At 72.6% G+C, this 25,082-nt stretch carries 29 protein-coding genes and 1 pseudogene; 12 read left to right on the top strand and 18 right to left on the bottom strand.

What is annotated here, in order from left to right:
* The first annotated feature begins 17 nt into the window (after positions 1-17).
* Positions 18-890 (top strand): hypothetical protein, encoded by an 873-nt coding sequence (locus tag LNK82_RS31205; RefSeq protein ID WP_230570465.1) that lies wholly within the window; start codon positions 18-20, stop codon positions 888-890.
* Positions 891-1,170: 280 nt separating this feature from the next.
* Positions 1,171-1,866: a TIGR03089 family protein gene (locus tag LNK82_RS31200; RefSeq protein ID WP_230570464.1), complete on the top strand. Its 696-nt coding sequence runs from the start codon at positions 1,171-1,173 to the stop codon at positions 1,864-1,866.
* A 2-nt stretch (positions 1,867-1,868) separates the two neighbouring features.
* Here LNK82_RS31200 and LNK82_RS31195 read toward each other — a convergent pair whose 3' ends face one another.
* On the bottom strand, positions 1,869-2,276 hold the full coding sequence (locus LNK82_RS31195; protein ID WP_230570463.1) for a DoxX family protein: 408 nt from the start codon (positions 2,274-2,276) through the stop codon (positions 1,869-1,871).
* Between the two features lie 143 nt (positions 2,277-2,419).
* On the opposite strand from LNK82_RS31195, the gene LNK82_RS31190 reads away from it, so the two are divergent.
* From LNK82_RS31190 to LNK82_RS31175, 4 genes are all read left to right on the top strand, one after another.
* On the top strand, positions 2,420-2,758 hold the full coding sequence (locus LNK82_RS31190) for an ArsR/SmtB family transcription factor (protein ID WP_230570462.1): 339 nt from the start codon (positions 2,420-2,422) through the stop codon (positions 2,756-2,758).
* A complete protein-coding gene (locus LNK82_RS31185) occupies positions 2,748-3,227 on the top strand; it encodes an SRPBCC family protein (RefSeq protein WP_230570461.1) in 480 nt (159 codons plus the stop codon). Before LNK82_RS31190 ends, LNK82_RS31185 begins: the two co-directional genes overlap by 11 nt.
* 111 nt (positions 3,228-3,338) lie before the next feature.
* Positions 3,339-4,400, top strand: coding sequence for a VanZ family protein (locus tag LNK82_RS31180; RefSeq protein ID WP_230570502.1), 1,062 nt, complete (start codon positions 3,339-3,341; stop codon positions 4,398-4,400).
* 9 nt (positions 4,401-4,409) lie between these two features.
* The gene (locus LNK82_RS31175; RefSeq protein WP_230570460.1) at positions 4,410-4,607 is read left to right on the top strand and encodes a hypothetical protein; all 198 of its coding nucleotides are present in this window, start codon (positions 4,410-4,412) and stop codon (positions 4,605-4,607) included.
* A 24-nt stretch (positions 4,608-4,631) separates the two neighbouring features.
* Here the strand turns inward: LNK82_RS31175 and LNK82_RS31170 are convergent, their stop codons facing one another.
* The 7 genes from LNK82_RS31170 to LNK82_RS31140 all read right to left on the bottom strand — a co-directional run bounded on the left by LNK82_RS31170 (position 4,632) and on the right by LNK82_RS31140 (position 10,513).
* Positions 4,632-4,961: a hypothetical protein gene (locus LNK82_RS31170; RefSeq protein ID WP_230570459.1), complete on the bottom strand. Its 330-nt coding sequence runs from the start codon at positions 4,959-4,961 to the stop codon at positions 4,632-4,634.
* A gap of 216 nt (positions 4,962-5,177) precedes the next feature.
* Positions 5,178-6,341, bottom strand: a complete 1,164-nt coding sequence (locus tag LNK82_RS31165) for an acyl-CoA dehydrogenase (RefSeq protein ID WP_230570458.1) — start codon at positions 6,339-6,341, stop codon at positions 5,178-5,180.
* A gap of 52 nt (positions 6,342-6,393) precedes the next feature.
* Positions 6,394-6,879, bottom strand: coding sequence for a 5-(carboxyamino)imidazole ribonucleotide mutase (gene purE / locus LNK82_RS31160; protein WP_230570501.1), 486 nt, complete (start codon positions 6,877-6,879; stop codon positions 6,394-6,396).
* Positions 6,880-6,896: 17 nt separating this feature from the next.
* Positions 6,897-8,093, bottom strand: coding sequence for a 5-(carboxyamino)imidazole ribonucleotide synthase (locus LNK82_RS31155; protein ID WP_230570457.1), 1,197 nt, complete (start codon positions 8,091-8,093; stop codon positions 6,897-6,899).
* A 130-nt stretch (positions 8,094-8,223) separates the two neighbouring features.
* A complete protein-coding gene (locus LNK82_RS31150) occupies positions 8,224-9,204 on the bottom strand; it encodes an ABC-2 membrane transporter-related protein (protein WP_230570456.1) in 981 nt (326 codons plus the stop codon).
* Positions 9,201-10,073, bottom strand: a complete 873-nt coding sequence (locus tag LNK82_RS31145; RefSeq protein ID WP_230570455.1) for an ATP-binding cassette domain-containing protein — start codon at positions 10,071-10,073, stop codon at positions 9,201-9,203. The genes LNK82_RS31150 and LNK82_RS31145 overlap by 4 nt, the downstream gene beginning before the upstream one ends.
* Positions 10,070-10,513, bottom strand: a complete 444-nt coding sequence (locus tag LNK82_RS31140) for a GntR family transcriptional regulator (protein WP_230570454.1) — start codon at positions 10,511-10,513, stop codon at positions 10,070-10,072. Before LNK82_RS31140 ends, LNK82_RS31145 begins: the two co-directional genes overlap by 4 nt.
* 262 nt (positions 10,514-10,775) lie before the next feature.
* On the opposite strand from LNK82_RS31140, the gene LNK82_RS31135 reads away from it, so the two are divergent.
* On the top strand, positions 10,776-11,258 hold the full coding sequence (locus LNK82_RS31135) for a ricin-type beta-trefoil lectin domain protein (RefSeq protein WP_230570453.1): 483 nt from the start codon (positions 10,776-10,778) through the stop codon (positions 11,256-11,258).
* A gap of 158 nt (positions 11,259-11,416) precedes the next feature.
* On the opposite strand, the gene LNK82_RS31130 is transcribed toward LNK82_RS31135, so the two are convergent.
* Entirely contained in the window at positions 11,417-12,142 is a 726-nt protein-coding gene (locus LNK82_RS31130) for a GGDEF domain-containing protein (RefSeq protein ID WP_230570452.1), read from the bottom strand.
* A 228-nt stretch (positions 12,143-12,370) separates the two neighbouring features.
* Here LNK82_RS31130 and LNK82_RS31125 point away from each other — a divergent pair, with 228 nt between their 5' ends.
* Genes LNK82_RS31125 through LNK82_RS31115 form a run of 3 tightly spaced genes read left to right on the top strand, consistent with a single transcriptional unit; the run spans position 12,371 to position 15,760 of the window.
* Positions 12,371-14,617: a sigma-70 family RNA polymerase sigma factor gene (locus LNK82_RS31125; protein ID WP_230570451.1), complete on the top strand. Its 2,247-nt coding sequence runs from the start codon at positions 12,371-12,373 to the stop codon at positions 14,615-14,617.
* A gap of 36 nt (positions 14,618-14,653) precedes the next feature.
* On the top strand, positions 14,654-15,169 hold the full coding sequence (locus LNK82_RS31120; protein WP_230570500.1) for a GtrA family protein: 516 nt from the start codon (positions 14,654-14,656) through the stop codon (positions 15,167-15,169).
* A gap of 36 nt (positions 15,170-15,205) precedes the next feature.
* Positions 15,206-15,760, top strand: a complete 555-nt coding sequence (locus LNK82_RS31115) for a GtrA family protein (protein WP_230570450.1) — start codon at positions 15,206-15,208, stop codon at positions 15,758-15,760.
* Between the two features lie 7 nt (positions 15,761-15,767).
* Here LNK82_RS31115 and hisN read toward each other — a convergent pair whose 3' ends face one another.
* Positions 15,768-16,553, bottom strand: coding sequence for a histidinol-phosphatase (hisN, locus tag LNK82_RS31110; protein ID WP_230570449.1), 786 nt, complete (start codon positions 16,551-16,553; stop codon positions 15,768-15,770).
* A 39-nt stretch (positions 16,554-16,592) separates the two neighbouring features.
* On the opposite strand from hisN, the gene LNK82_RS31105 reads away from it, so the two are divergent.
* Both LNK82_RS31105 and LNK82_RS31100 read left to right on the top strand, forming a co-directional pair.
* Positions 16,593-17,258 carry a response regulator transcription factor gene (locus tag LNK82_RS31105; protein ID WP_230570499.1) on the top strand — a complete coding sequence of 222 codons (666 nt, stop codon included), beginning with the start codon at positions 16,593-16,595 and terminating at the stop codon, positions 17,256-17,258.
* Complete coding sequence (locus LNK82_RS31100; RefSeq protein WP_230570448.1) at positions 17,258-18,532, top strand: ATP-binding protein; 1,275 nt, start codon at positions 17,258-17,260, stop codon at positions 18,530-18,532. The genes LNK82_RS31105 and LNK82_RS31100 overlap by 1 nt, the downstream gene beginning before the upstream one ends.
* A gap of 64 nt (positions 18,533-18,596) precedes the next feature.
* Here the strand turns inward: LNK82_RS31100 and LNK82_RS31095 are convergent.
* The 8 genes and pseudogenes from LNK82_RS31095 to LNK82_RS31060 form a co-directional block, all read right to left on the bottom strand.
* A pseudogene (locus LNK82_RS31095) lies at positions 18,597-18,845 on the bottom strand (hypothetical protein); the annotation flags it as partial.
* Positions 18,842-21,559, bottom strand: coding sequence for a TNT domain-containing protein (locus tag LNK82_RS31090; protein ID WP_230570447.1), 2,718 nt, complete (start codon positions 21,557-21,559; stop codon positions 18,842-18,844). The pseudogene LNK82_RS31095 and the gene LNK82_RS31090, both read right to left, overlap by 4 nt.
* Positions 21,560-21,573: 14 nt before the next feature.
* On the bottom strand, positions 21,574-21,882 hold the full coding sequence (locus LNK82_RS31085; protein ID WP_230570446.1) for a WXG100 family type VII secretion target: 309 nt from the start codon (positions 21,880-21,882) through the stop codon (positions 21,574-21,576).
* Positions 21,879-22,358: a YbaB/EbfC family nucleoid-associated protein gene (locus tag LNK82_RS31080; protein WP_230570445.1), complete on the bottom strand. Its 480-nt coding sequence runs from the start codon at positions 22,356-22,358 to the stop codon at positions 21,879-21,881. The genes LNK82_RS31085 and LNK82_RS31080 overlap by 4 nt, the downstream gene beginning before the upstream one ends.
* A 16-nt stretch (positions 22,359-22,374) precedes the next feature.
* Positions 22,375-23,040: an adenosylcobinamide amidohydrolase gene (locus tag LNK82_RS31075; protein WP_230570444.1), complete on the bottom strand. Its 666-nt coding sequence runs from the start codon at positions 23,038-23,040 to the stop codon at positions 22,375-22,377.
* Positions 23,037-23,597, bottom strand: a complete 561-nt coding sequence (locus LNK82_RS31070) for a GNAT family N-acetyltransferase (RefSeq protein ID WP_230570443.1) — start codon at positions 23,595-23,597, stop codon at positions 23,037-23,039. The genes LNK82_RS31075 and LNK82_RS31070 overlap by 4 nt, the downstream gene beginning before the upstream one ends.
* Before the next feature lie 8 nt (positions 23,598-23,605).
* Positions 23,606-24,535: a hydroxymethylglutaryl-CoA lyase gene (locus LNK82_RS31065; protein WP_230570442.1), complete on the bottom strand. Its 930-nt coding sequence runs from the start codon at positions 24,533-24,535 to the stop codon at positions 23,606-23,608.
* Positions 24,522-25,067 carry a PH domain-containing protein gene (locus LNK82_RS31060; protein WP_230570441.1) on the bottom strand — a complete coding sequence of 182 codons (546 nt, stop codon included), beginning with the start codon at positions 25,065-25,067 and terminating at the stop codon, positions 24,522-24,524. The genes LNK82_RS31065 and LNK82_RS31060 overlap by 14 nt, the downstream gene beginning before the upstream one ends.
* Between the last annotated feature and the right edge of the window lie 15 nt (positions 25,068-25,082).

Raw genomic sequence — 25,082 nt, 5'->3', positions numbered from 1 at the left:
GTGCCAGCATCGTCGGCATGGACCACGCCCGCGCACACGCCTTCCTGGACACGCACGCCCGGCTGCTCGAACGACGGCTCGCCCTCCTGTGGTCCCGGCCCGACCCGGCCGCGGCGCTCGCGATCGTGGACGTCCTCGCGGGCTACCGCAACGCCGACGGCGGGTTGGGTCACGCGCTCGAACCGGACGTCCGCGCGCCGCACAGCCAGCCGCTGGCCGTCGACTTCGCGCTCGGGGTGCTCGGGCAGGTGCTGGACTCGCCCGCCGGGTCCGACGCCGCGGTGCGGCGGGAGGTCGCCGGGTTCGCCGAGAGCCTGGTGCCGTACCTCGAATCGGTGACGTCGCCCGACGGCGGGCTGCCGATCGTGCTGCCTGACATCGCCGACCACGCCCGTGCCGAGCACTGGGGTGACGGCCGGTTCCCGGTCGGCCTCAACCCGACGGCGGGCATCGTCGCGGGGCTGCGGAAGGCCGGTGTGTCCGCCGCCTGGCTCGACGTCGCCGACGAGTTCTGCCGCGTGCGGATCGAGGCCCTGTCCGGTGACGTCGACGCGCACACGGCGGTCAACGCGCTGCACTTCCTGGCGACCACCCCGGACCGCGAGTGGGCCGGTCGGCACGGGCTGTCGGTCGAGGACCTGAGCCTGTTCCACCTCTACCCCGGCGAGGGCTACGGCCTGACCCCGCTCGACTTCGCACCGCTGCCGACCGATCCGCTGCGCTCCCTCTTCCCGGCCGACGCGATCACCGCCCACCTGACCGCGCTCGCCGCCGCCCAGTGCGAGGACGGCGGCTGGCCGGTGTCCTGGCAACCACCGGGCCCGGCTGCCACCCTGGAGTGGCGCGGCATCGCCACCGCCGCCGCCCTCCGCATCCTCACCACCGACTAACCGGCGTGTCGAACCTCCAGGTCCCGCGTGTCGAACGTTCAGGACCCGCGTGTCGAACGTTCAGGACCGTCGAGTTCAACGTTCAGGACGGGCTCGCTGTGTTCTGAGCGTTCGACACGCGCGACCCGAGCGTTCGACACGCGCGACCCGAGCGTTCGACACGCGCGACCCGAGCGTTCGACACGCGGGACCTGAGCGTTCGACACGCGGGACCCGAGCGTTCGACACGCGGGATCGGGGCGATGGGCGCGGGCGTGGCGGGGCGTGGCAAGGTTGGCGCATGACCGTCACGGATGCCCTGTTCGCGCCCCTGTTCGCGGCGAATCCCGGCCGTCCCCTGATCACGCACTACGACGACGCGGCGGGCACACGGGTCGAGCTGTCGCGCGCCACCATCCGGAACTGGGCGGCCAAGACGGCGAACTGGCTCCGCGACGAGCACGACGTCGAGCCCGGCGACCCGGTGGCCGTGCTGCTGCCCGCGCACTGGCAGACGGCCGGCGTGCTGCTGGGCGCGTGGTGGTGCGGCGCGGCCGTGACGGACGACCCGACGGGCGCGAAGGTGGCCGTCGTGGCGCCCGGCGGCGAAGCGCCCGGAGCCCTGGTGACGGCCGTCGCGTCGTTGCACCCCATGGGCCTGGGCAGCGGCGCGCCCGTGGACTACAACGACGACGTCCGCGTGTTCGGCGACGACTTCGTGCCGTGGGAGCCGGTCCCCGGCACCACGCCCGCCCTGCTGAAGTCCACTGTGGACGAGGTGGTGGAGGAAGCGCACCAGCGGGCCGCGACCTTGGGCATCACCACGACCTCCCGCGTGCTGTCCACTGTGGAGTGGAGCCTGCCGGACGGCCTGCTGAACGGTTTCCTGGCCGTGCTGGCGGGCGGCGGTTCGCTGGTGCAGTGCAGCAACGCCGCACCGGACCTGCTGGCCGCGCGCCGCGCCAGTGAGCAGACGACCCTGGACCTGGTCGGCTGACGTCAGGCGGGTTGCCCGACCTTCCGCCCCTTGGCCAACCGCGCCACGGACAGCGACCCGCCGTTGAACCCGACCGCGATCGCGGCCACCCCGAGCACGAGGACGAGCTCGTAGCCGCCCTGGCCGAGCAGCCCGTTCGGCAGGTGCACGAGGATCAGCGCGCCGAGCATGTTCACCGCCAGCAGCACGCCGACCACGGGCATCGCCACGCCGAGGACCAGCAGCGCGCCGCCGACGAGTTCGACGATCGTGGCGAACCAGGCGGACAGCGTCGGCAGCGGCACGCCCATGCCCGCGAAGGCGGTGGCGGTGCCGTCCAGACCCCACTCGGCGACCTTCTGCCAGCCGTGGGCGATGAAGACCACTCCTACGCCGATGCGGCCGATGAGCGCTGCCACGTCCTTGAGCATTGCGTTTCCCCTTCACGTCGACTGCCGAACGCCTCGACGTTATATGAACTTTCAACCACTTCCAGGCCTGCAGCCGAGGTTGACAGCGACTCGACAGGGGCGTAGAAAACCAATCAGTTAGATAACCCAGTGGTTAGGTAGCCATGGCGGACGATCCCCTGAGCATCACCTTCGCGGCCCTGTCCGACCCGACGCGGCGGGCCATCCTGGCGCGGCTCGCGGACGGCGCGGCGACCGTGAAGGAACTGTCCGAGCCGTTCGCGATGAGCGGGCCGGCCGTGTCCAAGCACCTGCGCGTGCTCGAACGGGCGGGGCTCATCACGCGGGGCCGTGACGCGCAGTGGCGGCCGTGCGCCCTCGACGCGACGCCGTTGCGCGAGGTCAGCGAGTGGGCCGAGGGTTTCCGCCGGTTCTGGGACGACAGCTACCGCCGCCTGGACACCTACCTCGAACGCATGAAGGAGCAGGAAGATGACGACTGACGCCACCGTTTCGTGGTCCACGCCGTCCGCGGTGGAGGTAGCCATGACCAGGACGTTCGACGCGCCGCAGAAGCTGGTGTTCGAGGCGTTCACCAAGCCGGAGCACGTCGTGCACTGGATGCTCGGGCCCGAGGGCTGGACGATGCCCGTGTGCGAGATCGACCTGCGGCCGGGCGGGCGGTGGCACATGGTGTGGCGGCGGGCCGACGGCAGCGAGATGGCGATGACCGGGGAGTACCGGGAGGTCGCACCCTGGTCGAGGACGGTGCAGACCGAGTCGTGGGGTCCGGAGTGGCCTTCGACGGTGAACACCACCGAGTTCATCGCGGACGGTGAGCGCACGACGGTCGTGCAGACGATGAAGTACCCGTCGCAGGCGGACCGGGACCGGGCCCTGGAGACCGGGATGAAGGACGGCGCCGAGATCAGCTACGAGCGGCTGGCGACGTACCTGACGTCGGCGGGCTGACCCGGCACGTCCGTTCGGCGGCAACGTGCCCCGATCGGGTTTGGCGTTCACGCGATGGGGTTACTGAGCGGTTGACCTACGTCGTGGGAGCGGTGGACCGGATCGGTGGAGATGCTGAGTTCGTACCTGGAGTCGGTTCGGACGGGTTTCGCGGCGTTCGTCGGCGTCGGCGTGCTCGTCCTGCTGCCGTTGATCGCGTTGCACTACTACCGGTTCGGGCGGGTGGAGCCGCGTCGGGCGGTGGTGCTGTACGGACTGCTGGCGTACGGGCTGGTGGCGTTGGCGCTGATCTTCCTGCCGTTCCCGTCGGCGCTGGTGTGCGACGGCGAGCGGATGCTGTCCACCACGCCGTTCCAGTGGGTGACGGACATGCGCCACAACCTGGCGGCGAACGGGCGTTCGGGGCTCGGGGCCGTCGTCACGTCCACGGCGTTCGTGCAGCAGGCGTTCAACGTCGCGCTGTTCGTGCCACTGGGCGTGGTGCTGCGGAAGGCCTACGGGCGTGGCGCGTTCGCCGTGGTCGTGATCGGGCTGGGGATCTCGCTGGCCGTCGAGGTCGTGCAGTACACGGGGAACCTGGGCGCGTACCCGTGCCCGTACCGCATCGCGGACATCGACGACCTGATCTCGAACACCACCGGTGCGCTGCTCGGCTGGATGCTCGCCCCGGTCGCGCTGGTCGTCCCCGCCGTGCCGCACCCGGACGCGTCGACGGCCCCACCTCGCACGGTGACCGTGCCGCGTCGCCTGATGGCGCTGGCGGTGGACGTGGTGATCCTGATCGTCGTCACCCACCTGATCTTCGACGACAACCGCTGGTGGCTGCTGGCGCTGACGGTCGTGATCCGCGTCGTCCTGCCGTCGGCGACCGGCCGAACCCCGGGCGGGTGGCTGCTGCGGCATCAACTCCGGCGTGCCGACGGCCACCGCGCGAACCCGTTCCGGATCACCCTGCGCGAACTCCTGGGCGTCACGGGCCTGATCACCTACTTCACCCTGGCCCCGACCCCTTGGCCGTTCGTCGTGGACGCGACCGTGCTGGCGTTCTTCGTCCTGGGCACGTTCGTCATCCCGGTCCTGCGCCGGGACCAGCGGAGCGTGCCGGACCTGGCCGCCGGCACCCGTGCTGTTCCGACCGACCCAACCCCCGCAACCGCCCTGACCAGCCCTTAGCCTCACCCCATGGGGCCGCTGTCGGACGACGAGTACCGAACCTTCTTCACCCTCCTCCACCGCTACTGCGAGGAGGAACTGGACCAGGCGGAGCAGTTCTCGGTGCCGACCGGGTACGGCGACGTGTACGTGTCCTTCGGCCGCCACCCGCAGGGCCCGGAGGACACGTACACGCCGTTGGGGGACACGAAGTTCTGGAACCCGTGAGAGGGAACCCGATCAATTCACCGATCAGAAGCAGATGCCGGTGTAGGCGAGCGCCGAAGCGAGGATGTAACCATCACCGAAGTGGGTGTTGTACTGGTCGTAGAGGTTGCCGTAGTACCAATTGCCCGACGGGTTGGGCACGTTGAACTTGTCGCCGACGAACGCGTACGCCTTGACGGATCCGCCGGGCGAGTGACGAAGCGTCGCATTGCTGGTCAGCACGTACTGCCGGGTGCACTGGACACCGACGTCACCGGCCGTGACCTCGACCGGAGCGGCCGTCGCGACACCGCCGGACACGGTGAGACCGGCACCCAGCGCGAGTGCGGTGACCGCGGTCTTGATGCTCTTCATGAGGCCTGCTCCCCTTTTGGCATTACCTGCGGCTCGATTCGTCGAACCGGGACGCAACGCTAAGGGGAGGCCACACCGAACACACTCGACCATCAGAGTAATGCGACGCTACCAACGGTGATAATCCACCGAGGAGCGTGCGGATGTCCGTAGACAGAACAAAGGCGGCCTGATCGACGAAGATCAGGCCGCCGTCGAGCCGGCGTGCCGCGCGAACTAGCCGTTGAGCAGGGCGCGCGACATCACGACCCGCTGGATCTGGTTCGTGCCCTCGTAGATCTGGGTGATCTTCGCGTCACGCATCATCCGCTCCACCGGGAAGTCGCGCGTGTAGCCGGCGCCCCCGAACAGCTGCACGGCGTCCGTCGTGACCTCCATCGCCACATCCGACGCGAAGCACTTGGCCGCCGCCGTGATGAAGCCGATGTTCGGCTCACCCCGCTCGGCCTTCGCCGCGGCCACGTAGACCATGTGCCGGGCGGCTTCGATCTTCATCGCCATGTCGGCCAGCATGAACTGCACGCCCTGGAACTCGGAGATCGACTTGCCGAACTGCTTGCGGTCCTTGACGTAGGCGACCGCCGCTTCCAGGGCGCCCTGCGCGATGCCCACGGCCTGCGCGCCGATGGTCGGGCGCGTGTGGTCCAGCGTGCGCAGCGCCGTCTTCAGGCCGGTGCCCGGTTCGCCGATGATGCGGTCCGCGGGGATCGTGCAGTTCTCGAAGTGGATCTCACGGGTCGGCGAGCCCTTGATGCCGAGCTTCCGCTCCTTCGACCCCACGACGAAACCCGGGTCGTCCTTGTGCACGACGAACGCCGAGATGCCCTGCGACTTCTTCGGCGCGTTCGGGTCCGTCACGGCCATGACCGTGTACCACGTCGACTCACCGGCGTTCGTGATCCAGCACTTCGTGCCGTTCAACACCCAGTGGTCGCCGTCCAGCCTGGCCCGCGTGCGCATCGACGCCGTGTCCGAACCGGCCTCCCGCTCGGACAGCGCGTACGACGCCATCGCCTCGCCCGACGCGATGGACGGCAGCACCTGCCGCTTCAACCCCTCCGACGCCGACAGCAGGATCGGCATCGTGCCCAGCTTGTTCACCGCCGGGATCAGGGACGACGACGCGCACACGCGCGCCACCTCCTCGATCACGATGCACGTCGCCACCGAGTCCGCGCCCTGGCCGTCGTAGTCCTCGGGCACGTGCACGGCCGCGAAACCGGACTTGACCAGCGCGTTCAACGCCTCGACCGGGAAGCGCTCCTGCTCGTCCACGTCCGCCGCGTGCGGCGCGATCTCCTTGTCGGCCAGCGACCGGACCGCCTCGCGCAGCGCCTCGTGCTCTTCGGCGAGCTGGTAGGTACCGAAGCTCGGGTCCACGTTAAGTTACCTCCCGGTAGGGCGTCCTACCCGGATGTTAGCGCGCGTTCACTCAATTCGCCGCTGTGCCGTCCGCAACAGCCCGCAGCGCCGCGTCCTTCTCCAGCACCAACTCGGCGAGCGACGCCTGGAACGCCTCCATCCGCTTGCGCAGCTCCTCGTCCGCCGCCGCCAGGATCCGCACGGCCAGCAGCCCGGCGTTGCGCGCGCCGCCCACCGACACCGTGGCCACCGGCACGCCCGCCGGCATCTGCACGATCGACAGCAGCGAGTCCATCCCGTCCAGGTACTTCAACGGCACCGGCACGCCGATCACCGGCAGCGCGGTCGCCGACGCGACCATGCCCGGCAGGTGCGCGGCCCCGCCGGCACCGGCGATGATCACCCGCAACCCCCGGGACGCGGCCGTGGCGGCGTAGTCCAGCATCCGCTGCGGGGTGCGGTGGGCCGAGTACACGCCCACCTCGTAGGCGACGTCGAACTCCGCCAGCGCCTCGGCCGCGCCCTTCATCACCGGCCAGTCCGAGTCACTGCCCATGATCACGCCGACGTGCGTCACTGCTGTCCTCCGTGGATGTCGTACCCGTCCAGCCACACACCGTCGGACAGCCAGTGCGCCGCGAGCCTCGCCCGCTGCCGCACCTCGTCCATCCGCTCACCGAGCAGCGTCACGTGACCGATCTTGCGCCCCGGCCGCTCCGCCTTGCCGTACAGGTGCACGTGCGCGTCGGGGAACCGGGCGAACAGGTGGTGCAACCGCTCGTCCGGCCCCATCTCGGGCGCGTCCGCCGCACCCAGGACGTTCGCCATCACGACGGCGGGCGCGGCGAGGTCCGTCGCGCCGAGCGGGTAGTCCAGCACGGCACGCAGGTGCTGCTCGAACTGCGAGGTCCGGGCGCCCTCGATGGTCCAGTGGCCGGAGTTGTGCGGGCGCATGGCGAGCTCGTTGACGACCAGCCCGTCGGCGGTCTCGAACAGCTCCACGGCCAGCAACCCGACCACGCCCAGCTCGGCGGCGATCCGCAGCGCCAGCTCCTGCGCCTGCTCGGCGAGGGCGGGGTCCACGTCCGGGGCGGGCGCCAGCACCTCGACGCAGATGCCCTCCTGCTGCACGGTCTGCACGAGTGGCCACACCGCGCCCTGGCCGAACGGCGAGCGCGCCACCAGCGCGGCCAGCTCCCGGCGCATCGGCACGCACTGCTCGACCATCAACGGCGTGCCGGCGGCCAACAGCTCGGGCACGACCCGCTGCGCGCTCTGCGGCGTGTTCAGCATCCACACCCCACGGCCGTCGTAGCCGCCGCGCACCGCCTTCAACACGCACGGCCAGCCGTGCCGACCTCCGAACTTGAGCACGTCGGACGCGTCCTGCACGGCGGAGAACGGCGGCACGGGCGCGCCCATCGCCGACAGCCGCTCGCGCATGACCAGCTTGTCCTGCGCGTGCACGAGGGCGTCCGGCCCGGGGAAGACCTTCACGCCTTCGGCAACCAGCGCGTGCAGGTGCTCCTGCGGCACGTGCTCGTGGTCGAACGTGACGACGTCGCACGACTTGGCGAACGCGCGCAACGCGTCCAGGTCGGTGTGCTTGCCCAGCTCCACGTCGCGCGCGACGAGCGCGGCGGGGTCGGAGTCCGACTCGGCGAGCACCCGCAGCGACTGGCCGAGCGGGATCGCGGCCTGGTGCGTCATGCGGGCGAGCTGGCCGCCGCCGATCATGCCGACGACGGGGAGACGAGTTCGGGAGTCCACGGTTTCGTGATTCTACGTGCACAAACGGGGTGCTCCGGACCGGGTGCGGAAGCCCCGCGCGGTCGGTGACGCGCGCGGGACCCCCACGGCGGGGCCGCCGCCGTGCGAAGGCGGCGAGCCAGGTCCCCGGTCAGACGCGAGCGGCCCGGCGCACCCGCGCGAAGGCCAGCGCGAGCAGGCCCGCGGCGAGCACGAGGAAGATCGCGGACTCGAACAGCTGGAACGGCACGAGCCGGTCCGCCGGGTGGTACTCGGTGAAGAACAGCACGTTGTTGTCGCTCATGCACTTCGCGTAGGTCGCGCTGTCCTGGGCGTTCGAGCACGCCGAGGGGTACGCGACCTCGTTGCCCGCCGCGTCCGAGAACCCGGAATCCACCGTCCACGAACCGTCGCCCGGGCCGTCCCACGACCGCTGGTAGGCCTCGTACGGCTCCACCCTGAGCAACGGCTCCCGGAAGTTCGGCCGCCACAGACCCGCCACGACACCGCGCACCGCGATGAACGCGCAGAGGGCGAGGCCCATGGACATCACCGTGCGCCGGGTGACCGCGCCGAGCGCCAGTCCGAGCGCGAAGCCGAACGCCGCGAACCCGGCCTGGACCAGCGGCACCGCCTCGAACGCCGGCATCGCGAACGGCGTGAAGACCGGCCGGGAGGCCGTGGCGTTGATGCTGTCGATCAGCGTCCTCGACGCCAGGCCGACCACGACGGCCAGGGCCACGGCGGGCACGCCGAGCACCACCGCCTTGCCCGCCAGCCAGCGGGTCGGGGTCACGTCCTGGCTCCACACCACGAGGTGCGTGCGCTGCTCGTACTCGCGCGCCAGCACCGGCGCAGCCCAGAACACCGCGACGGCCAAGCCGGTCAGCATCGGCGCCAGCATCACCATGCTGCCCACGCTGATGAAGCGCCAGCGACCGAACAGCCCCTGCACGTCACCGGTGGCGTCGATCCGCCACGCGAGGAAGAGCGCCACCGCGACGACCGCGACGACGGCGGCGACCAAGCCGACGATCGCCCACCGGTGCTGCCGCCAGGTCAGCCACGCCAAGTCCGCCCACCCGACGCGGGCACGCTTGGTCACGGGCGCGGTGTCCGTCGTGGTGGTCATGCGCGGGCCCCCTTCCGGGTGGCTTCGAGCTGCGCGAGCACGTAGTCCTCCAACGTCGGCGGGCGCTCGACCCACGGGCCCGCCACCACCGGCCGCGGCTGCCCCTCGGGCAGCTCGACCAGGAACGTCGACTGGTTGCCGGTGTGCCGCGCCTCGACGATCCCGCCCAGCGCGGGCGGCACGTCCGAGCGCGGCCCGGTGTAGCTGACGTGCCTGCCGAGCAGCTCGTCCAGGTCACCGCCGGCCAGCAGGCGGCCGTGCGCGAGCAGCAGCAGGTAGTCGGCGACGCCGGACAGCTCGGCCACGACGTGCGTCGACAGCAGCACGGTCATGCCGGTCTCCTCGACCTCGGCCAGCAGCTCGGCGGTCACCTCGCGGCGGGCCAGCGGGTCGAGGTTGGCCAGCGGCTCGTCCAGCATGAGCACGTCCGGCCGCGAGCCGATGGCCAGCGCGAACGCCACCTGGGCCTGCTGGCCGCCGGACAGCTTGCCGCACGCCCGGTCCAGCGGGATCTCGAAGCGCGCCAGCCAGCGACGGGCGCGCGCCTCGTCCCAGACGACGTTGAGCCGCGCGCCGAGGCGCACCATGTCCGCCGCCGAGAAGTTCCGGTAGACCGGCTTCTCCTGCGACACGAACGCCACCCGGCCCGCCGCGCCCGCCGACCCCTCGTCGGCGTCGAGGAGTCCGGCCAGGACGGTCATCAACGTCGTCTTGCCGGCGCCGTTCGCGCCGACCAGGGCCGCCACGCGGCCCGCGGGCAGCTCGAACGTGCACTCGCGCAACGCCCACTTCGCACGGTAGCGCTTGCCCAGCGCCCGCGCCCGGACCGCGACCGCGCCCCCGTCGGCGGGCTCCACCGCGATGCTCACAGGACCGCCACCCCATCCCCTGCCGTTGCCTGGTCGCCGCCCTCGTCTGCGGCCGTCCGGTTGCCTCCTCCGTCGGCGGTGAGGACGGAACGCACCAGCGCGTCGATGTCCTCCACGTCCAACCCCGCCGCACGCGCCTCGCGGACCCACACGGCGAGCCGCGCTCTCAGCGCGTCCATCACCCGCGGGTCGGTCGAGCCGAGACCGGCTTTGACGAACGTGCCCGAGCCCTGGCGTGCCTCGACCAGGCCGGACAGTTCCAGTTCGCGATAGGCCTTGAGCACCGTGTTCGCGTTCACACCACTCCTCGCGACGACGTCGCGGACGGTCGGCAGCCGGTCCCCCGGCCCCAGCCAGCCCAGGCGCAGCGCTTCCCGGACCTGGCGCACGAGCTGGAGGTACGCGGGGAGGCCGCTGGACCGGTCGATGCGGAACTCCACCCAGCGCCTCCAGATTGTGTCACTCGACTAAGACACTGACACACCGTTCAGGAACGCCCTGAGGTTGTCAAGCGGGTCATCCCCTCGACCGACCGCGCCTCGCACTGTGGGGTGTCGCCACTTCCCGCGTCCGTGACCGGCGCGACGCGCACCCCTACCTGACGGGTCGTTTACCGCCACGATGGTTGTTCCCGCCGCTCGGGAATCCCCTCCGAGACCTTTACTGGACCGTGCACGAATCCCGACACCGGAAGGAAAGTGAATGAAGTTCGCACGGCTCCTCGTCACCTTTGTCGCCACCGTCTCGGCGTTGCTCGTCGCACCGCTCGCCAACGCCGCCCAGCCCGACACGCAGCAGACGTTCTACGAGATCCAGAGCGATACCGTGACCAACGACGTGTGGGACCAGACCAACTGGGCCTGGGACCCCGACTACCCGGTCATCGCCCACCCGCGCCACGGCGGGGACAACCAGCAGTGGTACTGGCCCGGTGACGGCACCGTCAGGAACAAGCAGTACGGATGGTGCGTGACCTCGATCGAGGGCACGTTGGCAGGCCGGGAGTGCGGCGCGTTCCCCAATCAGGAGTGGGATCTCCAGGACCGTGACAATTGGCGCGTCTGGCAGTTCAAGCTGAGGGGCACCAACCTTTGCGCCACGCACAACGGCACCTACAACGCGCTGATCCTCACGAGGTGCGAGTACGACCGGGTCGACCAGCAGTGGCACCTCATCGAGAAATAGCCACAGGCGGACCCGTCACCCGAATCGGACTGGCGCGTCCCCCCGAAGGGGCCTGAAAGCAGGAGCCCGGCGCACCGGGAAACCAGTGCGCCGGGCTCCTTCGGGGGGAGGGGGTCTTCAGTTGTCGGACGCCGGACAGGGGTTCGGCGCCCGGGTCCTCAGCGGCCGGGACCGGCGATCAACGCCAACGCGTCCTCACAGGTCGGGGGCAGTTCCTCCACCCGGACCTCGACCGGGCCGGTCGGCGCGACGTGGGGGTCGACGGCCAGCCGGTCCGCGGCGAGCACCCGCAGGTTGACCACGGCCCGAGGCAGGTGGCGGTCGCGGCGGAGCAGCACGCACGCCACCGAGGACCCGAGCGAGGCCACCGTCTCGCCACCGTCGAACACCTCCTTCAGCGCGTCGGCCAGCAAGGTCATCGCCACCACGCGCGACCACCCGGACGTGCGGGTCAGGTCGATCGACACGAACACCAGCACGTGGTCCTGGCGGCCGACGGCGCGCGCCTCCGCGTACACCTCGCGCAGCCTCGTGCGCAGGTACGCGGGCGTGGCCAGGCCGGTCAGCGGGTTGTCCGCGGCGCAGGCCGCCGCACGCCTGCTCATCACGTCACCCCAGCCCAGCGCGGTGGACCGCAGCATCCGCGGCGGGATCGCGTCCACGCTGGGCGACACGATGCCCGTCGAGCCCGGCGGCTCCGCCAGCACCGCGTGCAGCGCGGCCAGGTCGAGCAGCGTCTCCGCCAGCCCGGCGCCCGCCTCGGCGCGCGCGGCGCCCAGCCGGTGCAGCTCCGCGGCCGCGTCCCCCTCGCCCAGCACGGCCCGGCACACCTCGTCCACCTCTGCCAACGGCCAGTCCGCCGGGAACGCCCAGCCCGCGGCCATGGCGGCGGTGCGCCACCTCGACCTCAGTGCCCGCGACCCTTCAGCGCCAGAGCGCCGTGTGACCGCTTCCCGAACACCCACCCGGATGCCTCCTCGACGTCGGTTTCACCTACGAGACGTCGCCGCGACTCAGCCATGACGGCATTAAGTCCACCCAGTCGGGGGGTTCTGGGTGACGGTGTGCGACTCCGTACGTCACACTGGCGCCGCGCGAGGAGGGAAGAACACGTGGCGACCGTTCCTGCCGAAGTCCAGGGACCTAGCGATGCGGAGCTGATCGACTCCGTGCGCGCCGGGGACATCGAGGCCTACGGGCAGCTCTACGAACGCCACGTGTCCGCCGCCTACAACCTCGCCCGCCAGCTCGCCAGGTCCTCCGCCGAGTCCGACGACCTGGTCTCCGACGCCTTCGCGAAGGTCCTCGACACGCTGCGGGCGGGCCGCGGGCCCGACTCGGCGTTCCGCGCCTACCTGCTCACCGCGCTGCGCCACACCGCCTACGACAAGACGCGCCGGGACCGCAAGCTCGAACTGGCGGACGACGTGGCCGAGGTCGCGCCCGAGGCGACCAGCGTGCCGTTCAAGGACACCGCCGTGGCCGGGCTGGAGCGGTCGATGGCCGCCAGGGCGTTCGCCCGGCTGCCCGAGCGCTGGCAGACCGTGCTGTGGCACACCGAGATCGAGGGCCAGTCGCCCGCCGAGGTCGCGCCGCTGCTCGGCCTGACCGCCAACGGCGTGTCCGCGCTGGCCTACCGGGCCCGCGAGGGCCTCAAGCAGGCCTACTTGCAGGTCCACCTGGCCGAGACGGAGACCGAGCGCTGCCGGGCCACCGTGGAGCGGCTCGGCGCGTGGACGCGCGGTGGCCTGTCCAAGCGGGAGACCACCCAGGTCGAGGCTCACCTGGACGAGTGCACGGGCTCCTGCCGGGCGCTGGCCGCCGAGCTGGCCGACGTCAACGGCGCGCTGCGCGGGATCATCGCGCCGCTGGTGCTCGGCCTCGGCGCGTCCGGCTACCTCGCCGCGGCCGGCGCGGGCACCGCCAAGGCGGTCACGGTCGCCGCCGCCGCGGGCACGGGCGGTGCGGCCGGAGCGGTCGCGTCCGCGCCGCGCCAGTTCCTCGTCGCCGGCGTCTCGGCCGCCGCCCTGGTGGTCGCGGTGGCGATCGGCCTGGCCTCCGGCGGCGAGCAGGAGGTGCCCGCGGCGCAGGCCGCGCCGGTGGTCACCACGCAGCCGACCGAACCGGCCCAGCCGACACCGCCCCCTCCGCCGCCGCCCGCCGCCGTGCCGTCGCCGGAGCCCTCACCGACGACCGAACCACCACCCGCGCCCGCCCCGACCACGCCGCCCACGACGCCACCGCCCACCACCACACCGCCCACCGAACCCGAACCCGAGCCGGAACCCCGGCCGACGCCGCCGAACCTGGTGCCGGTGGTGCCGAGCGGGTTCGTGCTGACGCCCGGTGAGGAGCCGGTCGACCTGCCGATCACCGTGCGCAACTCCGGTGAGTCGGCGTCGGAGCCGGCCAGCGCCGCGGTCGTCCTGCCGCCCGGCGTCCGGTCCACAGGCCCCGCCGCGTCGTTCGCGGGCGGGGGCCTCGTCCGGCTCGACGGCGCGGCCGACCAGACCGTGGCCTGCCCGGCGGGCACGGGCGCGGTGACGTGCAGCACCACGCAGGGCATCGCGCCCGGCGGCTCGGCGACGTTCGTGTTCCGGGTGCTGGCCGACCCGGAGGCGGCGACCGGCCGGATCACCGGCACGGTCACCGCGGGCACGTCGGTGAGCGTGGCGATCGCGGTCGACGTCGAGGTGCGCCCGGTGCACGACGACCTGGAACTGCTGGTCCACAAGTGGCAGCACGGGTTCTGGGACCCGAGGCTGGACGTCAAGGCGACCAACACCGGCGGCCGGGCGGGCGACCTGCGCCTGGTCGTGGAGTCCGACGGGCACATCACGCTGGTCGCGCTGTGGCCCGGCTGCGAGCGGTCCCGCAACCGGGTGGTGTGCGAGGTGCCGCTGGCGCGCGGCGCGTCGTTCCGGCTGGCCGTCTGGGCGATCGGGTCGCCGCACCGCGACGGCGTGGTGCGGGTCTCGGCGACCCTCGGCACGGCCGCCGAGCAGGTCGAGGTGCCGATCTCCCTGCGACCGGGCGAACCGCACGAGCCGGGGCCACCGGCCGGCACGCCGACGAAGACGACCGCACCGACCACCACCCGCACGACGCCGCCCACGACGACGACCACCACCACCAGGTCGACCACGCCGACGACCACGAACCCGACGACGACCGTCCCGTCGACACCGACCACCCAACCGCCCGCGTCGACCACGACCACCACCGAGCCGACCACCCCTCCGACGACGACCACGACCACGCCGCCGCCCACCCGCGGTGAACCGTGTCGGCCGAGGCCACCGTGGTTGCCGCCGGGCTGGGACGACCCGTTCCCCGGCCACTGCCGTACCCCTTCGTGATCGTTCGATCACGGAGGTCGGTAGCCTGCCCCGGTGCTGCCACTCGTGCGCAGGGTCTTGGGTCTCCTGCCGGAACCGGTCCGCTTCCTGATCAACAAGCACCGCGAGCTGATCCGTTTCGCCGTCGTCGGCGGCACGACCTTCGTGATCGACAACGGTGTCTGGTACGCGTTGAAGCTCACCGTGCTGCAGGACAAGGTCGTCACCGCCAAGGCCATCGCGGTGCTGGTGGCGGTCATCTCGTCGTACGTGCTGAGCCGCGAGTGGTCGTTCCACACCCGCGGCGGACGTGAGCGAAGCCACGAGGCCGCGCTGTTCTTCCTGGTCAGCGGCATCGGCATCGGCGTCAACCTGCTACCGCTGTACGTCTCGCGGCACGTGTTCGACCTGCACTCGGAGGTCGCCGACTTCGCCGCCGGCTCGGTGATCGGCATGCTCCTGGCCACGGGTTTCAAGTTCTGGGCGATGCGGAAGTTCGTGTTCCCCCAGGCGGACGCGCGGCCGTCGGTCCAGCCGCTGCACGTCGTGACCGAATCCCGCGAAGTCGCCTGAACAGGCCTTTCACCCGGCTTTCCGTAGACTGCCGGGGTGTCCGTAGTCGAAAGCGTCGTCCTCCGCCTGCCCGAACCGCTGCGCTCCCTGGCCCTCAAGCACAGAGAGCTGCTGAAGTTCGCGGTGGTCGGCGGCACCTGCTTCGTGATCGACACGGTCATCTTCTTCGGCCTCAAGACGATCGTGCTGAGCGAGAACCCGGTCACCGCGAAGATCGTGGCGACGCTGGTGGCCACCATCGTGTCGTACGTGCTCAACCGCGAGTGGTCGTTCAAGACCAGGGGCGGGCGTGAGCGCAGCCACGAGGCCGCGCTGTTCTTCCTCGTCAACGGCATCGGCATCGCGCTCAACTCGATGCCGCTGTGGGTGTCGCGGTACCTGCTGCACCTGCAGGAGCCGCACGTGAGCAGGCTCGGCGAGGAGGTCGCCGACTTCCTGAGCGCGCAGGTCATCGGCACCCTGATCGCCATGGTGTTCCGCTGGTGGGGCTACAAGAAGTGGGTCTTCCCCGAGGCGGACTTCCGGCCGCGCCGCGTGACGCGCGCCTACGACCGCCCGGAGGACGACGAGCGACCGCTCGGCCACTCCTGACCGGCGTTCAGCGGCCCTCGGCCAGCACCTTCAGCGCCGCGTCGTGCAGGTGCCCGTTGCTGGTCAGCACGGTGCCGCCGTCGAACCGCGCCACGCCGCCGAGGTCGGTGAACCGGCCGCCGGCCTCCGTGACCAGCACCTGGAACGGCGCCACGTCCCACGGGTTCACGATCGGCTCCGCGGCCACGTCGATCGCGCCCTCCGCGACCAGGCAGTGCTGCCAGAAGTCGCCGAACGCCCGGTTCTCCCAGCACGCGTCGACCAGCGCCAGGTAGGCCTCGCGCGAGTGGTGCTCGACCCACGTGCCCAGGTGCGTGGTGGACAGGTAGGCGTCGGACAGGTCGCGCACCGCCGACACGGAGATCGCCCGCACACCCGACGCGTCCGACGTGTGCGCGCCGCCGCCCGTCGCGGCCCACCACCGACGGCCCAACGCGGGCGCGCTCACCACGCCGACCACGGGCACACCGTCCACGACCAGCGCGATCAGGGTCGCCCACACGGGCACGCCGCGCAGGAAGTTCTTGGTGCCGTCGATCGGGTCGACCACCCAGGCCCGGCCGTCTCCCGCCGTGCCGCCGCGTTCCTCGCCCGCGACCTGGTCGTCCGGCGCCTCCGCCGCGAGCACCGCGCGGATCGCGTCCTCGACCGCCACGTCGGCGTCCGTCACCGGCGTGCGGTCGGGCTTGCTCCGCACCACGAGGTCGCGGGAGCGGAACCGGGCGGTGGTGATCTTGTCGGCCTCGTCCGCCAGGCGGAGGGCCAGGGACAGATCTGTGCGGTGGTCGGACACGCACCGGATCGTGCCACGCCTACTCTGGGTGTCGTGAGCGTGGTCTTGTTGGCCGAGGACGACCCGGCGATCGCCGAACCGCTGTCCCGCGCGTTACAGCGGGAGGGCTACCAGGTGCAGGTGGTCACCGACGGCCTGGGCGCGCTGGAGGCCGCCACGCACAGCGGCATCGACCTGCTGGTGCTCGACCTCGGCCTGCCCGGGATGGACGGGCTGGAGGTGTGCCGCCGGCTGCGCGCGGGCGGTCGCGGCCTGCCCGTGCTGATGCTCACCGCGCGGTCCGACGAGGTCGACTTCGTCGTGGGCCTGGACGCGGGCGCGGACGACTACGTGGCCAAGCCGTTCCGGTTGGCCGAGCTGATGGCCCGCATCCGCGCGCTGCTCCGCCGGCGCGCGCCCGGCACGTTGGAGGTCAACGGCGTGCGCATGGACCTCGCCGCGCGACGCGTCACCGTGGACGGGCTGGAGGTGCAGCTGGCGAACAAGGAGTTCGAGCTGCTGCGCGTGCTGATCCAGCGCGCGGGCCAGGTGGTGCACCGCGACGAGATCCTGTCCGAGGTCTGGAACGACCCGGAGCTCAAGAGCAGCAAGACCCTCGACATGCACATGTCGTGGCTGCGCCGCAAGCTCGGCGACGTGCGCTCGGTGGAGCGCCGCATCGCCACCGTGCGCGGTGTGGGCTTCCGCTTCAACACCGCCGACTGATGCGCAGCCGGATCCTGCGGGCCATCCTGCTCGCCGTCGCGGTCACCGGGTTCGCCCTCGGCCTGCCCCTGGGCTACACGGCGCTGCGGCTGGTGGAGGACGGCGCCCGCACCGACCTGGCCGCGCGGGCGCAGCGGATCGCGGCGTCGATCGACGACCAGATCGCGAGCGGCCGGGAGATCGACCTCGGGCCGGTGGAGGTCGGCGTGCCGGAGGGCGGCCACCTCGTGGTGACGTCGGCCTCCGGGTTGCGCGAGTTCGGCCACCGCCCCGGCCCGGACCCGTTGTCGGTGGAGGTGCCGATCGCGCAGCAGGGCACCGTGCGGCTGGAGGTGTCGTCCGCGCCGATGCACACCGCGCGGTACCAGGTGGCGGCGCTGGTGGTGCTGCTGGTCGTCCTGTCGGTGAGCACCGGCACCGTGGTGGCCACGGTGACCGCCCGCAAGCTCGCCATGCCGTTGCGGCACGTGGCGGCGCGCGCGGCCCGGTTGGGCGCGGGCGACTTCCGGCGTGACGACCGGCGGCACGGCGTGCCGGAGCTGGACCTGGTGGCCGATGCGCTCGACCGGTCGGCGGGCGCGCTGGCGCAGCTCGTGCAGCGGGAACGCGAGCTGGTCGGCGACGTCTCGCACCAGCTGCGCAGCCGGCTGACCGCGTTGCAGCTGCGGCTGGAGGCGTTGGCGCTGCACCCGGAGCCGGACATGGCGGCCGAGGCGCGGGCCGCGTTGGAGCAGGCCGAACGGCTGGCCGAGGTGCTCAACGAGATGCTGGCCGCGGCGCGGGCCGCCCGTGCGGTCGGCGCGGAACCGCTCGACCTCGGCGCGGAGCTGACGGCCATCGCCGAGGAGTGGCGCGAGCCGCTGCGGCGGGCCGGGCGCGCGCTGCGGGTGAGGGTGCCGGAGGGTCTGCTGGCGCGTGCGACGCCCGCGCGGCTGCGTGAGGCGATCGGCGTGCTGCTGGACAACGCGCTGCGGCACGGTGAGGGCCAGGTCGTCGTCTCCGCGCGCCGTGACGACGGCACGGTGGTCGTGGAGGTCGCCGACGGCGGCGCGGGCGTGCCGGACGAGTTGGCGCACCACATCTTCGAGCGCGGTGTGTCCGGTGGCGGGTCCACCGGCGTGGGGCTGGCGCTGGCGCGCGCCCTGGTGGACGCCGACGGCGGGCGGCTGGAGCTGTCGACCGCCCGGCCGGCGACGTTCGCGCTGTTCCTGCCCGTGCCGAAGGCCGAGGACGTGGTCGGCGTGACCTGGCGGACCGACCTCACGCCCCGCTAGGCGCGGCTTCCGGCTCGGCGGGTTCGGCTGCTCCGGGCTTGGCGTCCTCGGGCTTGGCCTCCTGGGGCAGCACGCCGACCACGCCGCGCACGACCTGTGCCCACACCAGGCGGCCGAACAGGTAGTGGCAGGCGACGTCCTCGCTGGTGAACGCGGCCCAGTCGTACCGGTTGCCCTGCTCGCGCCAGAAGACCTCGACGCCCTCCTCGGTCGGCAGCAGGCACCACGTGTTGTCGGCCTCCGCGCCGATCGACACGACCTCGGCGGGCACGCCGACCGCCAGCAGCCAGCCCTGGATCGACTCCGCGTTCATGCCATCTCCTCCAGGTAGCCCAGCGCGACCAGGTCGGCGACCGGGTAGGTGGCGCGGAAGCGGGCGCCGCCGCCGGGCTGGCCGAACCACTCGGCGGACAGGGTGAACCACACCGGCAGCACCTTGGCCACCCGGTAGCGGTGGTAGCCCGCGTCCACCAGCGCGGGCGGCAGCGAGCGCTCGGCGTAGGGCGTGCCCAGCTGGGACAGCACCCGGCCCTCCGGCCCGCCGAACCGGTCCAGCTCGACGCCGACCGCGAGCACGCCGGGCTGGCCCGCCTCGTAGCCGCCCTCGGGGAACAGCTCGCCGGGCGGCCAGGCGTACTCGGGCGGGTCGGCGCGGACCAGGAACCGGCGCTCCCAGTCGCGTTCGTGCATGCCCGCCAACGGGTCGTAGCCGTCCAGCAGCACGGGATCGGGCGCGACGCCGGGCGTGAGGACCAGGCGCGGCCGGTTGCCCGCGGGCACCGGGTCCGTCGACACCGGACCGGCCGGCTCCACGCCCGAGAGCCGTGACCGCAGCGCGTCCTGGCTCACGGCGCGCAGGTCCAGGCCGAACTGGGCGGAGGCGTCGACCAGGTGGCCGTCGGGGTGGCCCTGCGGCTCGAAGCGCAGGCCCGCCGCGAACGTCTCGTCCTCCGACGGCGGCGGCAGCTGGCGCGCGGGCTTCGCGCTGGGCGGCGGGAGCGTGCCACCGGGGAACATGTGCAGCAGGAACAACGCCGCCGCTTCGGTGGTCGGCTGCGCGGTCAGCGCGGCCTTGACCGGTGGCGCGGGCGGGGCGTCGTCCGGCGCGGTCGGCAGGACCGCGGACGTGGCCCCGGCGGCGAGCGGCGGCGCGATGGTGTCGCGACCGCCAAGCGGGACGGGGACGATCGCGAACGCGAGGTCGCCGTCCTTCACCTGCTGGCCGACGGCGGCCAGGGCGTCCTTGAGGTCGTGGCGGACGTCCCGGAGCTCGGTCTTGGCCGCGCTGTCGCCCTTGGCCTGGCCCTCGCCCTTCGGCTGGACCTCCGCCTTGGCCTGGCCCTCGGCCTTCGGGGCGGCTTCGGCCTTGGCCTGAGCGCCCTGGCCCTGGTTCTGGCCCTGGCCTGCGGGGGCCTGACCGGTGCCGGACTGGCTCTGCCCCGGTCCCTGACCTGCCGGGGTCTGGCCTGCCGGGGTCTGACCGGGTTGGGGTTGGGCGGCTTGAGCGGCACGCGCCTCGGCCTTCGCCGCCGCCTGCTGGGCCGCCTGCTGACCTGCCTGCTGGCCCGGGGCCTGGGTGTTCGCGGCGGCACTCGCGGCCGGGCTCTGCGCGGCGGCTGCCGCGGCCGCCGCCGGAGCCGCCGCGGGTGCGCCACCGACGGACGGTCCGCTGAACGACGGTCCCTGCGGTCCGGCCTGGTTCGCGGCCGGGGCCGCCGGCTGAGCCGTCGCGTGCGGCGCTTCGGCGTGCGGGAGCAGCGGACGGTCCAGGACCGCCGCCGACGACTGGTTGACCGTGCCCTCCGGGCGCGTCACGGCGTCCACGACCGGTCCCGCGGCGCCGACGACGGGGTTCACCACGTTGCCGAGCAGGTTGCCGACCGCGTTGCCCTGACCGGGCCCGTTGCCGGGTCCGCCGGGCCCGTTGCCCGGTCCGCTGCCGTGGCCGGGTCCGCTGCCGTGGCCGGGCGCGTGGTCGGGTCGGCCGGGCGCGTTGTCGTGGCCGGGGGTCACGGTCCCGGCCACGCTCTGGACCGTCTCCGCCGCGCCCTGGACGGTGCGGCCCACCGTGTCGTCCACCGCGCCGCCGACGTCCTGGACGACCTCGCCCGCCGTGTCCAGCACCGGTTCCACCACGGCGGCCAGCGGCGGCGCGACGGTCTCCACGACGTCGACGACCGGCTCGGTCACCGCGTTCACCGTGTCGGTCACCGCGCCGACCAGGCCGCCGACCAGACCGGGCGCCTGGCCGGTGCCCGGAGCCGCGCCGGAGCCGGTGGGCAGCAGGGTCTCGACCAACCCGGGCGGCTGGGCGCCCGGAGCGGCGGCGCCACCGTTGCCGGGGGCCTCAGAGCCGCCGGGCACCAAGGCGTCGAGCAGCCCGCCCGGCAGGCCACCGCCGAGCAGACCGCCCTGGGGCTGACCGGAACCAGGTCCCTGACCGGATCCGGGTCCCTGACCGGGGCCCGCGTCGGGCGCGTGCACGCCGGGGTTGGCGGCGACCGGTGGCTGGTGGCCGCCGATCTGCACGCCGCTGTCCAACCGGACCGCGCTGGTCAACGTGTCGGTCAGGTGGGCGACGTTCGCCGCCGCGCCGCGCACCGCCGTCTCCAGTCCCAGCAACGCCGTCGGGTGCCCGGCGTTCGCGGCCTGCTGCGCGGCGTCGTTGTTCTTCGCCAGGTTCACCAGCTCGCGGACCAGCTCGACCTTGGCCGCGCCGACCTGCTCGGCCGCGTGGTCCAACCGGTCGGCCGCCGCGTGGCAGCCGCGCAGCACGGAGTTCAGCGTGCCGTCCGGCGCGGTGAACTTGTTCCAGTGGCCGCGCGCCGCGTCACCGGTCGACCCGGTCATCGCGGCCAGCGCCTTGCCCGCCGAACCGTCGGACTCGCCCGCCAACGAGGAGAGCTTCGCGCCCGCCTCGCGCCACGCGGTGGCGGACGCGCGCAGCTTGTCCTCGTCGGCCTGGGGCCACGACACCCCCGCCTTGGCGGCGACCTCGGCCAACTCGGCCGGCAGCTCGATCCCCATCACGGCCCCCTGAGTCAGATCGCGCCGAGCGCGTTGCGGTTGCCCTCTTCGACTTCGCGGTACGTCCGGGCCGTCTCGGCGAAGCGCTCCCCGACACCGCCGAACCCGGCGCTCAACCCGGTCAACCCGCCCAGCACCTCGCCGGAGGGCTGGACGTGGCTCGCCGCGAAGCTCTGCCCGATCGCGTCACCGCCCCAGCAGTCGCCGATCGAGCCGAGCACGCCGCCCAGTTCGCCCGCGATCTTCCCGGCGCGCTCGGCGAAGGCGGCGAAGTCGTCGGCGCCCTCGGCGAGGCGGGCGAGGTCGGTCTGGAAGCCGGTCATCTCGTTCTCCTCGAAGCCTTGGCGTCGACGTCGGTCATCCACTCGCGCTGCTCGAAGTCCTCGTCGTCGACGGCGACGGGACGCCTCCGGGTCGGCTGCGGCTGGATCTCTTCGGCACCGATCTCTCCTGGCCGAAGGTCGGCCGTGCCGCGCAACAACGCCTCGGGATCGGTGCCGGCGGGCAGCACCGGGGTCAGCGTCCGGTAGGCGTCCTCGGTGGCCTTGGCGACGGCTTCCCGCGTGGTGCCCACGATCAACCGGGCGAGCTGCGCCGGTCGCAACCGGTAGGCGTCGTCACGCAGCTCCAGGTCGGTGAGCGTGCCCTTGGCGTCGACCACGGCGGTCACCGAGCCGTCGGGACTGGTGGCCGACCCGGAGATCCGGGCCAGGTCGCGCTGCACGGACGCCAACTGGTCGCGGCTGCGCCGGTAGTCGGCCAGCAACTCGTCCACCTGGGCGCGGTGATCGGTCGTCACGGCCACCTCCGGTCTTTCAGCCGTCGCCGGGCATGGTCGTCGGTCGCGCGTTGGACGTTACGACCCCTACCCCGGTTCCCGCCCGTTCCAGCGAAATCCCGGTGTGTACGGCGCGGTGGACCGTTCGGGCCAACGCCGAGCCGATCACCGACCGCGGCCCGCCGTAGGGCTCGGCCGGGCCGTCCGCCGGGCACAGCAGCACGACCGCGTCGGTGACCGTCCCGGTGCCCGGCACGCCCGCCTCCCCCAACGCCTGCGCCTTGGCCTCGGCGACCGTGGCGACCGCGTTGACCAGGGCCGCGTCCGCCAACCGCACCGGCAGCACGCACACCGCGTTGATCGTGCCGACGCTCGGCAGGCCGTCGGCGGGCGGTCCGGCGGCCCACGTCGGGTGCGCGCCGATCCCGGTCGTCACCCACGACCGCACCCCACCGTCGGCCTCCGGCACCACGTCCCGCACGTCGACGGCGGTGAGCAGCCCGGTGCCGGGCCCGGTCAACCCGAGGTCGGCCGCGATCTCGGCGACGTGCACGTCCGGGTCGAGGCGCGCGTAGTCCTTGGGCACGGTCGCGTTCAGCGCCCAGTGCCGCACGCCGAGCCCGCCGCCGTGGGGGCCGGACGAGATCGCCAGCAGCGGCTTCGGCAGCCGCCAGACCAGGACGCCCGGGTGTCGTTCGATCACGTCGCGAGCCGCACGAGCGCCCGGTTCGCGCCCCGGCGGTCCACCAGCTCGAACCCCGCGTCGGTGAACATGCCGAGCGTGCCGTGGTAGAGGTCGCCGGAGCCCTTCTTCGCACCGGCGGTGTCCACGGGATAACCCTCGACGGACCGCGCGCCGCGCTCCCGCGCGTACCCGACGGCGTGCTCCAGCAACACCGAGCCCAAGCCGCGTCGGCGGGCCGTGCGGTGGATGAAGAAGCACGTCACCGACCACACGTCGGTCAGGTCGTCGTCCACCGGGGCCGCCACCCTGGTGCGCGCCAACCGGGCGTAGCCGAGCCGGGGCGCGACCGCGACCCACCCGACCGGCCGGTCGTCGTCGTCGTCGAACGCCAGCAACCCGACCGGCACGCCGGACCCGACGCGGGAGCGCAGCAGCTCCTTGTTGCCCGCCGAACCGTTGGCCCGCATCTCGGCGTTGGTCTGGAGGAACCACGTGCACCAGCACCCGGACTGCGCGCCGTTGGGCCCGAACAGCTCCTCCAGCGACGGCCAGGTCCGCGGTGTCAGCTCGACCACCCGCACCGCTACCCCCGCAGCGCCCGGACCACCCGCGACGGGCTCGGCCGGCCCAGCCGTTCGGCCATCCACGCGCTGGTGTCGGCGAGCTTGTCCAGGTCGACGCCGTGCGACACGCCCAGCCCGTCCAGCATCCACACCAGGTCCTCGGTGGCGAGGTTGCCGGTCGCGGACTCGGCGTACGGGCAGCCGCCCAGCCCGCCCGCCGACGAGTCGATCGTGCGCACGCCCGCCTGCATCGCGGCCAGCGTGTTCGCCAACGCCTGCCCGTAGGTGTCGTGGAAGTGCACGGCGAGCCGGTCGACGTCGTCGAAACCGGCCAGCAGCGCGGTCACCTGGCCCGGCGTGGCCACGCCGATCGTGTCGCCCAGCGAGAGCTGGTCGCAGCCCATGTCCAGCAGCCGCTTGCCGACGCCGACGACCTGCTCGCGCGGCACGGCGCCCTCCCACGGGTCGCCGAAGCACATCGACACGTACCCGCGCACCGCCAGGCCTTCGGCCTTGGCGCGGGACACGACCGGGTCGAACATGGCGAACTGCTCGTCCAGCGACCGGTTCAGGTTGCGCCGGGCGAAGGTCTCGGTGGCGCTGGCGAAGATCGCGACGTGGTCCACGCCCGCCCGCAGCGCCCGCTCCAGCCCGCGTTCGTTGGGCACCAGCACCGGGTAGCTCACGCCGGGGCGCTTGACCAGGCCGGCCAGCAGCTCCTCGGCGTCGGCCAGCTGCGGCACCCACTTGGGGTGCACGAAGCTCGTGGCCTCCAGCACCGTGCCGCCCGCGTCGGCCAGCCGGTCCAGGAACTCCAGCTTGGTGTCGACCGGCACGACCTCGGACTCGTTCTGCAGCCCGTCCCGCGGCCCGACCTCCCAGATCGTCACGCGGTCGGGCAGGCCGCCCGCGCCGACCGTGTCCGGCAGACCGACTTCACGCGCGCCCATCTGTGACCCTGTCCTCCGTCCGGTGGTCGTCGATCGTGCTGTCATCGGCGGGGTTGTCGTTGATCTCCCGGTAGAGCAGCGAGTGCACCTTCTCCACCCGGGGGATGTCGTCGAACTCCAACGGCTCGTCCGAGGCCGACCCGATGATCAGCGTGCCGCAGCCGAGCAGCCGGTCCACCAGGGTGTGCTCGAAGCGGACGCTGTTGACGCGGCCGAGCGGGATGTCCAGGCCGGTGCGCTTGAACACGCCGATCCGGTACATCACGCGCTCGCTGGTGATGATGAAGTGCGTGGTGCGCCAGCGGATGACCGGCGCCAGGGTCAGCCAGGCCACCAGGACCGCGACGATCGCCGCGAGCGCGATCCAGGCGATCGAGGCCCAGCCGAAGTCGGACACCTGCACCGCGAGGTAGGCGCCGACACCGACCGCGACGAGGAGCACGAGCACCGGGACGACCAGCGTCTTCCAGTGCGGGTGCCGGTGGATCACGACGTGCTCGCCGGTGCTGAGCAGGTCGTCCGGGTAGGCCACGACGGTCCCTTTCGG

This window comes from Saccharothrix luteola (assembly GCF_020859565.1).
GTDB classification, from domain to species: Bacteria; Actinomycetota; Actinomycetes; order Mycobacteriales; family Pseudonocardiaceae; genus Actinosynnema; species Actinosynnema luteola.
The sequence above is the reverse complement of the archived record's forward strand: the minus strand, read 5'-3'. Positions and strand labels throughout refer to the sequence as shown.